General features: G+C 30.7%; 14 protein-coding genes and 1 pseudogene. 11 read left to right on the plus strand and 4 right to left on the minus strand.

Features of this window, described 5'->3' with window-relative positions; genetic code table 11:
• From C3E89_RS06775 to C3E89_RS06805, 7 genes and pseudogenes are all read left to right on the plus strand, one after another.
• Positions 1 to 449: pseudogene (locus C3E89_RS06775) on the plus strand (aminomethyl-transferring glycine dehydrogenase subunit GcvPB); the annotation flags it as partial.
• A 10-nt stretch (positions 450 to 459) separates the two neighbouring features.
• A complete protein-coding gene (lpdA, locus tag C3E89_RS06780; RefSeq protein ID WP_236911701.1) occupies positions 460 to 1875 on the plus strand; it encodes a dihydrolipoyl dehydrogenase in 1416 nt (471 codons plus the stop codon).
• Positions 1876 to 1917: 42 nt separating this feature from the next.
• Entirely contained in the window at positions 1918 to 2532 is a 615-nt protein-coding gene (locus C3E89_RS06785) for a phosphatase PAP2 family protein (RefSeq protein ID WP_236911702.1), read from the plus strand.
• A 64-nt stretch (positions 2533 to 2596) separates the two neighbouring features.
• Complete coding sequence (locus C3E89_RS06790) at positions 2597 to 4003, plus strand: TRAP transporter large permease subunit (RefSeq protein WP_236911703.1); 1407 nt, start codon at positions 2597 to 2599, stop codon at positions 4001 to 4003.
• Between the two features lie 253 nt (positions 4004 to 4256).
• Positions 4257 to 4430 carry a hypothetical protein gene (locus tag C3E89_RS06795; protein ID WP_236911704.1) on the plus strand — a complete coding sequence of 58 codons (174 nt, stop codon included), beginning with the start codon at positions 4257 to 4259 and terminating at the stop codon, positions 4428 to 4430.
• Positions 4431 to 4599: 169 nt separating this feature from the next.
• Entirely contained in the window at positions 4600 to 4770 is a 171-nt protein-coding gene (locus tag C3E89_RS06800; protein WP_236911705.1) for a hypothetical protein, read from the plus strand.
• Positions 4771 to 4779: 9 nt separating this feature from the next.
• Positions 4780 to 5283: an ATP-binding cassette domain-containing protein gene (locus C3E89_RS06805; protein WP_336512963.1), complete on the plus strand. Its 504-nt coding sequence runs from the start codon at positions 4780 to 4782 to the stop codon at positions 5281 to 5283.
• A gap of 66 nt (positions 5284 to 5349) precedes the next feature.
• Here C3E89_RS06805 and C3E89_RS06810 read toward each other — a convergent pair whose 3' ends face one another.
• Together C3E89_RS06810 and C3E89_RS06815 are read right to left on the minus strand one after the other, a co-directional pair.
• A complete protein-coding gene (locus C3E89_RS06810) occupies positions 5350 to 6729 on the minus strand; it encodes an NAD(P)/FAD-dependent oxidoreductase (RefSeq protein WP_236911706.1) in 1380 nt (459 codons plus the stop codon).
• A gap of 95 nt (positions 6730 to 6824) precedes the next feature.
• On the minus strand, positions 6825 to 7505 hold the full coding sequence (locus C3E89_RS06815) for a Crp/Fnr family transcriptional regulator (protein WP_236911707.1): 681 nt from the start codon (positions 7503 to 7505) through the stop codon (positions 6825 to 6827).
• Between the two features lie 363 nt (positions 7506 to 7868).
• On the opposite strand from C3E89_RS06815, the gene C3E89_RS06820 reads away from it, so the two are divergent.
• The 3 genes from C3E89_RS06820 to C3E89_RS06830 all read left to right on the plus strand — a co-directional run bounded on the left by C3E89_RS06820 (position 7869) and on the right by C3E89_RS06830 (position 9630).
• On the plus strand, positions 7869 to 8153 hold the full coding sequence (locus C3E89_RS06820) for a hypothetical protein (protein ID WP_236911708.1): 285 nt from the start codon (positions 7869 to 7871) through the stop codon (positions 8151 to 8153).
• Between the two features lie 159 nt (positions 8154 to 8312).
• A complete protein-coding gene (locus tag C3E89_RS06825) occupies positions 8313 to 9038 on the plus strand; it encodes a L,D-transpeptidase family protein (protein WP_236911709.1) in 726 nt (241 codons plus the stop codon).
• A 100-nt stretch (positions 9039 to 9138) separates the two neighbouring features.
• Complete coding sequence (locus C3E89_RS06830) at positions 9139 to 9630, plus strand: ferritin (RefSeq protein WP_236911710.1); 492 nt, start codon at positions 9139 to 9141, stop codon at positions 9628 to 9630.
• Positions 9631 to 9676: 46 nt separating this feature from the next.
• Here the strand turns inward: C3E89_RS06830 and C3E89_RS06835 are convergent, their stop codons facing one another.
• On the minus strand, positions 9677 to 9907 hold the full coding sequence (locus C3E89_RS06835) for an alpha/beta-type small acid-soluble spore protein (RefSeq protein WP_236911711.1): 231 nt from the start codon (positions 9905 to 9907) through the stop codon (positions 9677 to 9679).
• Positions 9908 to 10283: 376 nt separating this feature from the next.
• Between C3E89_RS06835 and lysA the strand changes: the two genes are divergently transcribed.
• Positions 10284 to 11546, plus strand: a complete 1263-nt coding sequence (lysA, locus tag C3E89_RS06840) for a diaminopimelate decarboxylase (protein WP_236911712.1) — start codon at positions 10284 to 10286, stop codon at positions 11544 to 11546.
• Between the two features lie 41 nt (positions 11547 to 11587).
• Here lysA and C3E89_RS06845 read toward each other — a convergent pair.
• A partial coding sequence (locus C3E89_RS06845) for a nucleoside recognition domain-containing protein (protein WP_236911713.1) occupies positions 11588 to 12680 on the minus strand: 1093 nt, incomplete at its 5' end.

Raw genomic sequence — 12680 nt, forward strand, 5'->3', positions numbered from 1 at the left:
CCTATACTTACATCCTAAGTATGGGTAAAGATGGACTAAAGAAAGCAAGTGAAATGGCGGTTCTTAATGCCAACTATTTAGGCCATAGACTAAAAGACCATTATAATTTACCAGAAGATACAATATTTAAGCATGAGTTTGTTCTAGCTGGACTAAAAGGCTCTTTATCGGAAGTTACTACATTAGATGTAGCTAAAAGACTACTTGACTTTGGCTACCATCCACCAACAGTTTACTTCCCATTGATCGTTAGGGAAGCTCTGATGGTAGAGCCAACGGAATCAGAAAGCAAGGAAACTTTAGATGAGTTCGCAGATGCATTAATAAAAATTGCTGAGGAAGCTAAAGTTAATCCAGAAATATTGAAAGAGGCACCACATGACACTCCAGTAAGAAGGGTGAATGAAACTCAGGCAGCAAGGAATCCTGTACTTAAATATGAAGGGTAGGTGTCAGTAGTTGACTAAAAATATTGCAGTAATTGGTGCTGGTCCAGGAGGATATGTAGCGGCAATAAGAGGAGCTCAACTAGGTGCTAATATCTATTTAATAGAAGATAGAGAAGTAGGGGGAACATGCCTCAATCGAGGCTGTATCCCTACTAAAACCTATTTTAAGAATGCTGAGATAATGCAGACCCTAAGAAAATCAGAAGAATTTGGGATTACAATAGATAACTATAGTTTAGATGGAAAAGCATTACAAGAAAGAAAGACAAAAGTTGTAGAACAACTAGTTAAAGGTATTGAGCAATTAATTTCTTCTTATAAAAATATAGAGTTTATTCCTGGAAAAGCCCAGATTAAGAATGACAAAACTATAATAGTTAATTTGAAAGATGGAGAAACCCGTGAAATATCTGTAGATAATATAGTTATTGCTACAGGTTCTAAACCTACTATGACTGAAACAAAGGGAGTAGACTTAGAAGGAGTTATTACTAGTGACGACCTTTTAGAGATGGAAGAAATACCAGAAACCTTAATTGTAATAGGTGGAGGTGTTATAGGTTTAGAGTTTGCTAGTATATACCAGGAGTTAGGTTGTCAAGTTATTCTTCTAGCTTCTAGAATATTGAAAAATATAGATATGGAGATAGCTAGAAGATTACCTATGTTCTTTAGAAAACAAGGAATGGAAACCTATGTAGATATAAGAGCAAAGGAAATTGTCAAAGAAGGAGACAAGTTAAAAGTCATAGCTAAATATAAGAAAAAAGATCAAGAAATTGAAGTAGTAGGAGATAAGGTGCTAATTGCTTCTGGTAGAGGACCTGTTACAGAAGGGTTAAACCTTGATAATATAGGGGTTGAATATGACCACAAAGGTATTAGAGTTGATGGGAACTTTGAAACTACAGTTGAGGGTATATATGCTATAGGAGATGTTAATGATTTGGGGATTCAACTTGCTCATGTGGCTTCAGCACAAGGTGTGTATGTAATGGAGAAGATAATGGGATTGACTCCAGACATAAATTTAGATGTATATCCAAACTGTGTATTCACATTGCCAGAAGTAGCCTTTGTTGGTTTGACAGAAGAAGAATTAAAGGAAAAAGAAATAGATTACAAAGTTAGTAAATTCTTGTTTGCTGCCAATGGTAAGGCTTTATCCTTAGGTCAAGGTGAAGGATTTATAAAAGTATATGCTTCTAAAGAGGACAATAAAATTTTAGGAGTTACCATATTGGGGCCCCATGCCAATGATTTGATTCATGAAGGTGCATTGGCTATAGCTAATGATATGGATATTGATAGTATTACAAGAACAATACATGCTCATCCAACTTTAAGTGAAGCTTTCATGGAGGCAGTACATGGATTGGAGGACAAGGCAATTCATATTGCGCCACCTAGAAAAAGAAGAAGATAGCAGATTTCTGCTATCTTTTTAAATTTTATTTTTGGAGGAAATATGAAGGGTAAAATAATTATATTATTAAATATAATACTGATAATCATATTCTTATATATTGGAATAGAAATAAAAGCTAATGAAGATGGAATTTTATTTGATAAAGTAGTTATGGAATATATTCATGGTAAAACAACATCTGTGGGTATAAATATTATGAAAAAAATAACCTATCTTGGATCAGTTTACTTTTTCTTACCTATAGGATTAATTATATTTGTATTAATGTTGAAAAACAAAAATATCAAAGGAACCCTTTTATTAATATTTTCAACTTTAGGATCTTATGGACTAAATTCTATACTTAAAAATATATTCTTAAGAAGCAGGCCGTTAAAATACTTTTTAATAGAACAGGGAGGTTATAGTTTCCCTAGCGGCCATGCCATGGTATCCTTAACTTTTTATACAACAATGACATATTTACTTACTAATAAAATCGAGAAAAGAGAAGTAAAAGCAATATTGTGGTTTATCAATATCATAATTATATTTCTAATAGGATTCAGCAGGGTATATTTAGGAGTTCATTGGCCATCAGACGTGTTGATGGGGTTTGCCATAGGATTAGTATTTACTTATATATACATAAGGTTAATAGATATAATTAAATAACTATTAACCAATACTCTTCTCCTGCATATTTAGATAGTATATAGAATTTTTTTGGGGAGGGAGTATGTTGGTTATTCAATTAAATCTATTACATTGGATATATTTAATATTTACATTTCTAATCCTAGCCTTCATGGTTGGTAAAAGGGATACCAGTCTTGTATGTATAATTGGGATATTTTTATTATCTCTTATTGCTACTAAATCCTTATCACAATCAACGATGACCATATTTAATAGTTTTATATATGCTATAGTAGAATTATTGGGAACTATATTAATAATTTCTATTATAGTAGGAATGAGCTCTATATTAACTAAGACTGGTGTAAGTCAAATTATGGTGGCACCTTTTTCAAAGTTTATTAAAACACCTTCTTTAGCTTATTGGGTTATTGGGGTTTTAATGATGATTATATCTTGGTTCTTTTGGCCATCACCTGCAGTGGCATTAATAGGAGCTGTTTTGTTGCCGGTGGCTCTAGAAGTAGGATTACCAGCTATTGGAGTTGCTATGGCCATGAATTTATTTGGGCATGGGATAGCATTGTCAGGAGACTTTATTATTCAAGGAGCGCCTAAATTAACTGCAGATGCAGCAGGAATCCCTGTTTCAGACCTTATGTCTGCTAGCATTCCTTTAGTATTGGTAATGGGTATAGTAACTACAGTATCAGCATATATATTTTTAAGAAAAGATCTGAAAGAAGGCAATTTAAAAATTGATAGTAATACTGATCTTGAAGGAGAGAAGAATAGTAATTCTAAAGAATTAGATAATCAATTGCCTTATAAGACTAAAAGATTTTTCTCTATATTAGTTCCTATTCTTTTCTTTATAGATGTAATAATAATGTTAGTTGCCAATCTTCAAGGAGGAGACGCTACTGCTTTAATTGGAGGTACAGCTGTATTTATACTGATAATGGTATCAGCTGTAACTTATAAGGATAAAATGTTGGAACAAATAACATCCTATTTAGTAGAGGGATTAAAATTTGGATTTCAAATATTTGGTCCTATTATTCCTATAGCGGCCTTTTTCTACTTAGGAGGAGAAGGCTTTTCAAAAGTAGTAGGAGATTTTCTTCCTAATAATTCACAAGGAATTGTTAATGATTTAGGATTGGCTTTGGCTAATGTAGTACCACTAAATGCAGGTGTAGGTGCTATTACTTTAACATCTGTGGGAGCCATAACAGGTTTAGATGGTTCAGGATTTTCAGGGTTGGCTTTAACTGGTTCCATTGCTAAACTATTTTCCATTGCAATAGGAAGAGGTATAGAAACATTAACAGCTTTAGGACAGATTGCGGCTATATGGGTTGGGGGAGGGACACTAATCCCTTGGGCTGTAATACCAGCTGCTGCTATATGTAATATAGATCCTTTTGAATTGACGAGAAAGAATTTTAAACCGGTTATGATAGGGCTAATTATTACTACTATAGTGGGAATATTTTTAGTATAAGTTCAATGTTTAACGACTTTATCTCATAAGATAAAGTCGTTTTAATATTATGAAAATTTTGAATCGCATCTTTGATAAAAATTAGACTTGTGATATAATATTTACAAACAAAATATGTTCATATCTATAGTAATTATCATTTTAAGATAGTTCTTTATCTTCTAAAATATTTGTCTTCCTTTGAATTTAGTAAAAATTGAAGGGCAAAGAAATATATATATACATTTGGGAGGGCCTTACTCCAGGTTTAGTATTGAGATTCCTACTTTCAGAAAATGGCATCAAACCAGATGAAGATGTAAAAATGACTTATTTAAATTCTGCATCTGAAGTAGGTTCTGAATTTATCAGTGGGAAAATCAATATAGCCCTTTTAGCAGAGCCTTTAGCGATAAATGTAATGATAAAAAAGATAATGCTAAAATAGTATTTGATCTAAACAAAGAATGGAGTAGTATAACTGGAACAGATAAAGGTTACCCCCAAGCCAGTTTAGTAATTAAATCAAATATAATAAGAATTTGTGGAAAAATTTATAGATTTGTATGAGGAAGGTATCCAATGGGCAAAAGAAAATCCTGATGAGGAAATTTACTTTGAAAGATAGGAAAATGTCTATTGTTTTTAGGGTATTAATTTTAATCCTATGGTTATTGCTATCAACTATTGTAGATAATGAAGTTATACTTCCTAGTATAAAAACTACCCTATTAAATATAATTGCAGGAATAATAAACAAGGATTCAGGAGAGGTAATTGGGTTTTAAGATGAATATATATCCTATGTTTTTCAGGAAGATAGATTTATTGAATGGAAGAATGTAAAGGATAATTTAGGGTTTGTTTTAAAGGGGAAAATGGACAAAAAACAAATTGAAGCCACCATAGATAGATATTTAAAACTAGTTAATTTAGAGGAATATAAGTATTACTATCCTAAAAACTTGAGTGGAGGGATGAAACAAAAGATAAGTATATTAAGGGCCTTTGCTTATCCTTCTAATGTATTGATAATGGATGAACCTTTCAAATCCTTAGATATTAAAAATAAAGATATTGTAATAGATTTTTTTAAGGAGTTAAGAATAGTTGAGGGTAAGACTTGCATCCTAGTAACCCATGATATAGATGAAGCTTTAGAATTGGGAGATAAAATCATAATACTCACGGGAAAACCTACTAAGGTGAAAAGAGTTATAGAAAACACCCATATTGATAACAAAAACCCTGAAAATAGAACTCTATTAAAAGATCTAATAGAAAGGGAACTAAAGACTTGATATATCTTATTTATAAATAAGGCCAGGTAACTTCATGAAACTGCCTGGCCTTAGATAAGACAGAATTCAGCTCAATATCCGCCCTAATACAACTCCATTTACACTAGCTTGCATCAATCCTCTTGTTATTCCAGCTCCATCTCCGCCAACGTATAGACCAGGAATATTAGTTTTAAATTCTTTATTAGTTATTACTCTATTGGAATAGAATTTCACTTCCACACCATAAAGTAAGGTTTCATCACTAGCTATACCAGGAGCTACATTATCTAGAGCTATTAACATATCGTCAATGCTTTTTAAAATCCTGTAGGGTAGTACAAGGCTTAAATCTCCTGGTACTGCATCTTTTAATGTAGGGATTATATTATTTCTATATAGTCTTTCTTCAGTTGTTCTCCTACCTCTTTTATAATCTCCATATCTTTGAACCAATACTTTATTACCAGAAAGCATATTTCCTAGTTTTGCAATATGCATACCATATTCTATAGGAGAATTAAAAGGTTTGGTAAAATGCTTGGTTACTAATAAGGCAAAATTAGTATTATCTGTCTTCAATTTGTCTGATTTATAGCTATGACCATTGACTACTGCCAAATTTCCATCATAATATTCGGTAGAAACCTCTCCAGCAGGATTGGAACAAAATGTTCTTACCTTATCATCAAAAGTTGGCGCATAGTATATAAGTTTGCTTTCATACATAGCTTCATTTAATTCTTCCATTATTTCATTCCTAGTTTCTACTCTTACTCCTATATCTACATCTCCTGTTTCAGTATTAATATTATGTTTAATGCAAAGATGCCTTAACCAGTCTGAACCTTCTCTACCAACTGATATAACTACTTTATTTGAATAATACTCCTTATCTGCTATTACACCTTTAATACTTTTATTTTCATCAAGTATAATATCTTTTACAGGGTTTTTAAAACTCAAATCTACCCCAATATCGTAAAGATGCTTCTCTATCCTATTATATATAGAATAACCTTCCTCTGTTCCCATATGTCTTATAGGACATTCTACTAATTTCAAATTGCTTCTAATAGCTTTTTTTCTTATCTCTTGAATTTCATCTTTATTATCAAGGCCATATATTTTTTTATCTGCACCAAAATTCAAATATACTTCATCTACATAATCTATTAACCTTTGGGTTTCTTCATATCCTAAATATTTAGGTAAGTTTCCCCCTACATCTGGAGAAAGGGATAGCTTTCCATCTGAATACGCACCTGCTCCTGCAAAGCCTGTAGTAATATTACAGGGCTTGCAATTGACACAAATTCCTGTTTTTCGTTTAGGACAAATTCTCTTATCCATCGAGTTGCCTTTTTCAAGGATTAAAATTTTCCTATTAGGATTAATTTTTTTTAGTTCCAATGCTGTAAATATCCCGCATGGACCAGCCCCAACTATTATAATATCGTAGTTCATTTTCTTTCCTCCTTAAGGTTTACCTTTTAACCATTGTATATGATACAACATTTCTAATAAAAATACCACTAATTAAGCTAAAAACATTTTAATTTCTATTTTAGCAGAGAATATTCGAGTAGATCTAAATCTAAAATTTTAATTATATTTTTATCAAAGTCAATTATACCTTCATTTTTCATATTAGTAAGCTCACGTGATAGAGAAGGCCTAGGAACGTTTAACAGTTCAGCCATCTTTTTTCTTGTATAAGGAAAGGTTAAAACAATATTATTCTGTTTTTTATACTCTGATAACAAAAAATTAGATATTTTTTTTCTAAGGCTATCTTGAGATAAATTAGATATTCTGTCATTAAGCATCAAAATTCTATCAGATAAAACGGAAACAAAATTAGTCAATATTCTAGAATTTAACATGGATAGATTGACAATATCGGTCTTTTCTATATACATTATTGTACAAGATTCTATAGCAGTTATAGTTGCAGGATAAGTATGCCTGTCTGAAAACACAAGGGATTCTCCAAAAATATTTCCTTCTTTAAAATTGTTTATCGTAGTGATTTGGCCAGAGGGAAATATTTTTTGGATCTCTACTTTTCCTTTTAAAATAATACCTAAACTATGACAATCATCGCCTTCTATAGCTATAACTTGTCCTCTACTATAATCAATAATTTGGTAAGGGATTTTTTCTAATATATTAATAATCTCTTTTTTATTGATGTCCTTAAATAAAATACATTTGGATAATTGTTCTATATAACTTTTCACTATTTTCATCCTCCAATTATGTCCTAAATTGCTATCTGCATATTTATTTTAATATATACAATGATTTCTAGCAACTAATTGGAATTTATGACATTATACGATTATTCTAAGAATTACTGAATAAAAAATTCTAAAATTCTATAAAAAAGTGAATATTTAAATTAAATTGGGTAAATAGAAATATAAAGGACTTTTATGGATAAATTAATAACTAATTATGTAAATCTATGGAAGAAGGAGTGAAAACCTAATGATTTAGATATAAAAACATATTAGATTTAACGATTAATTATAGAATATCATATTAAGTAAAAACTTGATTATAAAGGCATAGGCCTAAAATATTATGCAAGGAGCTTGAATATGAATAAAATACTATTGATTAACAGATTAGATCCACAAGACTATTCAGATGAAAAGCAGAAGATTTTTTTTATGATAGGTGGAATGAATATGCCTGATACAGAAAATCGAATTATTGATGTAATTCGTGAATCTAGTATTGTAGGTACAGATGATATGGTTTTAAAATATAATGGTATTGAACTAAATATAAGTGTTCAACAAATACCTGCTATTGTAAAATTATTAAGCAAAGAAAATTTTGCTATATATGAAATATATCAACCCTATAATCCAGAAGGATAGTAGAATTTTGAAACTCTCTTTTATTATAGAGAGTTATATTGTGTACATAATTTATTTAGGACAGCTAGCGCTGTCTTTTTTTATTTAATAAAATAATATTTCATAAAGTTTTAATTATTTTGTATTAGCATATAAATAGTACATAGGGGGGATGAAAGGATGAATAAGAGAGTAAAAACAATTTTTCTACTATTTATTTTAGTGCTAATAGTTATTATAATTGGAAATTATATTCATCTTTTTTTAACTAAAAGAGATATTGATTATGAAAAAAAAGATACCTATTTAAAAATAGCTAAAAATAACTTAGCCATATTAATAGAAGTTGATAAAAAGCAGCTTTCAATTATAGATTTATCATCAAATAAAGTAATAAAGAGTTATGTGGTTGCTACTGGTAAACCTGCTACACCTACACCTTTAGGAACATTTAAAATAATTGAAAAGGCTAAGTGGGGTGGCGGTTTTGGATCAAGATGGATGGGATTAGACGTGCCCTGGGGAAAATATGGAATACATGGAACTAATAAACCAGGTTCCATAGGTTTTAATGCTTCTGCAGGTTGTATTAGGATGAGAAATAAGGATGTGGAAGAACTTTATAATATTGTAGATTATAATACTACTGTAGCTATAGTAGGTGGAGATTACGGACCATTTGCTTATGGTTTTAGGAGCCTAGTGCCTGGAGATAGAGGAGCAGATGTAATGGAGGTTCAAAAAAGATTAAAAATTAAAGGCTATTATACAGGAACTCTTGATGGAATATATGGTGAAGGAATGAAGCATGCTCTAATTCAATACTTGAAAGATAATAATCTGTCTTTAACAGATACAATAGGACATAGAGTTTATGAAATGCTTGATATAATTCTTATAGATTAATGATTATTGTGATTAATATTACAAACTTTGGATATATATATCTTGTAGAGTTAAGATTTTAATAAAATATGAATACTTATTGACTGTAGGAGGTTAAAAAATGGCGTCTGAAAAATTACTTAAAGAACTAAACGATCAATTTAATTTTGAACTATTGTCAGGTTATTATTATATGGCTATGGCAGCATATTGTTCAAGCGAGGATTATAATGGCTTTTCTAATTTTTTCATAGTTCAAGCTCAAGAAGAATACACTCATGCTATGAAATTCTTTGATTTTATTAATGACATGGGTGGAAGAGTCACAACATTGGCAATGGAAGAACCAAAAAATGACTATAATTCCTTAGTAGAAGTATTTGAAGCTGCCCTATCTCATGAAAAATTAGTAACAAGTAAAATCAATAAATTGTTAGACTTAGCTAATGAAGAAAACAGCTATCCAACTGTAAGCTTTTTGCAATGGTTTGTTGATGAACAACTGGAAGAAGAAAACAGCATGGAGGCAATCTTAACCAAATTAAAACGAATAGATGGAAATTTTGCTGGTATCTATATGTTAGACAAAGAATTGGGAGCAAGAACTTTATAGTAATATAACTAAAAGACAGGTCTTAGACCTGTCTTTTATATTGAATTTATCTTGTTGGAGTTCCTCCACCCATACTTTGTTGTGCCATTTGAACTAATCTTTTTGTCATATATCCACCAACATAACCATTTTGCCTAGATGGTAGGTTTCCTTTATCCATTGAATTGTAGTTTGACATACCAAGTTCAGAAGCAATTTCTAATTTCATTTGATCTAGTGCTTGTCGTGCTTCAGGTACTAGAATTTTATTGGATCCACTATTATTATTAGTTGCCATTCTATTCACTCCCTTCTTAGGTAATTAATTTTGTAAATTTAATATGAATTTGTAATAGTATTATGTGTAGAATAAGTGAAGATAATCCATGTAAATTTATGTAACTGTGGTTTGAATATCTAATTTATCCATAAAAAGAAATTTTCAAAATAAAGAATTTTATAATGGATATAGTTCTATATATAGGAATTAGGTGTGATTATCCGGAAAATGCATAAAAAAGGGATTTACAACATGAAGATTCTTAAAAATGTTCGGAAACAGGGAATTTTTTTAAAAAATGATTCCCTATACTAGTAATATATAAGGATATAAACTGGTATGATTATTGCTTGTTATATAGTTAGATGGAAAACTATTGAAAGGATGAATCACTATGACTAATTTTTATTTTGCAGGAGTTGATACAGTATATCTTGCTAAAAAATATAGTACACCTTTATATATTATGTCAGAAAATCATATATTAAATAGAATCCAAGAGATAAAAAGGGATTTTCTATGGAAATATGAGGATACTGATGTTTTTTATGCTAGTAAAGCTTTTTTAACTAAGGAAATGGCAAGAATAATTAATAAGGAAGAAATCGGTATGGATGTAGTGTCAGGTGGAGAATTATATACAGCTATAGAAGTGAATTTTCCTTCTCAAAAAATAATTTTTCACGGTAATAATAAGACTATTGATGAACTGGAAATGGCAGTAAAATATGGAGTTGGTAGAATAATAGTAGATAATTTATATGAGCTTATGCTATTAAATGATATAGGGAAACGATATGATAAAAATATAAATATACTCTTTAGAATTGCCCCTGGGGTAAATAGTCATACTCATAAATATATTCAAACGGGACAAGTGGACTCTAAATTTGGTATACCTTTAAGTAAAGGTATCATATTAAAAGCTATAGAAAAGGCAGTGGCCTTAAGCAATATAAAATTGAAGGGATTTCATTTTCACATAGGTTCACAAATTTGGGATAACATAACCTATATAGAAGCAGTAAAAAATGCCATTAAGTTGATGAAGGAAGCAAAAACTAAATATAATTTTTCCACTAAAGAATTAAACGTAGGTGGAGGATTTGGGATTAAATATGTAGAGGATGCTGAAAGAAGACCAATATCTTTTTATACAGACGCCATAATGAAAGAAATAGAAGAAAATTGTAAAAAATATGGCTTAGAAAGACCTAAGGTTATAATTGAACCAGGCCGATGGATTGTTGGGGAGGCAGGAATAACATTATATACCATTGGTTCCATAAAAGAAATACCGGGAGTAAGGACTTATGTTAGTGTAGATGGAGGTATGACTGATAATCCAAGACCTAGTTTATACCAAGCAAAATACAGAGGTATAATAGCAAATAAAGTTAATGAAAAACCAACCCATATAGTTACAATAGCGGGAAAATGTTGTGAATCAGGAGATATATTGATTTGGGATTTAAAAGTTCCCTTAATTGAACCTGGAGATACTCTAGCGGTTTTATCAACAGGAGCCTATAATTATTCTATGGCAAGCAATTATAATAAAATACCAAAGCCTGCTGTAGTCATGATAAAGGATGGTATAGATAGGTTAATAGTTAAAAGGGAAACCTATGAGGAAATGTTGAAAAATGAACTATAAAAATGATCTCAATTTTTAATTGAGGTCATTTTTATAGTTTTCTATACTACTATTTTAAACAGAAGGTTTGTTATTAGAGTAACTAAAATAGCAATACTAGTAGTAAGTGCAAAGGTAAACAAAGGCCATTTCATAGAGCCTGTTTCATTCCTTATTGTTAACAGAGTCGTACCGCAAGGAAAATGTAGTAGTGAAAATAGCATAAAGTTAAGTGCTGTAATAAAGGACCATCCATTATTAAATAATAGGGTTCGCAATGTATTTAAATCGTCTAATTCTAGCATAGCTCCTTCAGACATATAGCTCATAATAAGTATAGGTAATACTATTTCATTGGCAGGAAGACCTAATAAAAAAGCCATCAATATAAATCCGTCTAGTCCTAATAGTTGACCAAATGGATTTAAGAAATTTGCAGATATACTCAATAAACTTTGGCTACCAAATTTCATATTGGCAAAGAGCCAAGTGATTACTCCAGCAGGAGCAGCTACTATTATTGCTCTACTTAATACAAACAAGGTTCTATCAAATATGCTTCTAACTATCACCTTGCCTATTTGAGGTTTCCTATAAGGAGGTAATTCCAATGTAAAAGAAGATGGAATGCCTTTTAAAATAGTTTGAGAAAGAAATTTAGATACTAAAAGTGTTACTAAAACTCCTGTTATTACCATTAAAAGAACATAAAAAGCTGCTACAAGTGAAGTATATTTATTGTCTAAAAATTTCCCCATAAATATAGTTGCCATAGTAATTATAATGGGAAATCTGCCATTACAAGGGACAAAATTGTTGGTAATTATGGCTATAAGTTTTTCCCTTGGGGAATCGATAATCCTTGTAGAAATAATTCCTGCAGCATTACATCCAAATCCCATGCTCATAGTTAAGGCCTGTTTACCCTGAGTACCTGCCTTTCTAAAGAAATTATCTAAATTAAAAGCAATCCTAGGTAAATAGCCTAAGTCTTCCAAAAGAGTGAATAGTGGAAAAAATATAGCCATAGGAGGAAGCATTACGGATATAACCCATGCCAAAGTTCTATATACTCCAAATATTAGCATTCCATGAAGCCAAATAGGAGGATTTAGCCTTAGGAAAGCTTCACTTAATTTTGGTTCCATAGTGAAA

The organism is Clostridium sp. Cult1 (assembly GCF_021655095.1).
In the GTDB taxonomy this organism is placed as follows: Bacteria; Bacillota; Clostridia; order Tissierellales; family Tepidimicrobiaceae; genus Schnuerera.

What these genes read in the sequence shown, in the direction of transcription:
- C3E89_RS06830 (WP_236911710.1), top strand. Translation starts at nt 9,139, where the DNA reads ATGGCGTCTGAAAAATTACTTAAAGAACTAAACGATCAATTTAATTTT.
- C3E89_RS06790 (WP_236911703.1), top strand. Translation starts at nt 2,597, where the DNA reads ATGTTGGTTATTCAATTAAATCTATTACATTGGATATATTTAATATTT.
- C3E89_RS06825 (WP_236911709.1), top strand. Translation starts at nt 8,313, where the DNA reads ATGAATAAGAGAGTAAAAACAATTTTTCTACTATTTATTTTAGTGCTA.
- lysA (WP_236911712.1), top strand. Translation starts at nt 10,284, where the DNA reads ATGACTAATTTTTATTTTGCAGGAGTTGATACAGTATATCTTGCTAAA.
- C3E89_RS06820 (WP_236911708.1), top strand. Translation starts at nt 7,869, where the DNA reads ATGAATAAAATACTATTGATTAACAGATTAGATCCACAAGACTATTCA.
- C3E89_RS06810 (WP_236911706.1), bottom strand. Translation starts at nt 6,729, where the DNA reads ATGAACTACGATATTATAATAGTTGGGGCTGGTCCATGCGGGATATTT.
- C3E89_RS06835 (WP_236911711.1), bottom strand. Translation starts at nt 9,907, where the DNA reads ATGGCAACTAATAATAATAGTGGATCCAATAAAATTCTAGTACCTGAA.
- C3E89_RS06785 (WP_236911702.1), top strand. Translation starts at nt 1,918, where the DNA reads ATGAAGGGTAAAATAATTATATTATTAAATATAATACTGATAATCATA.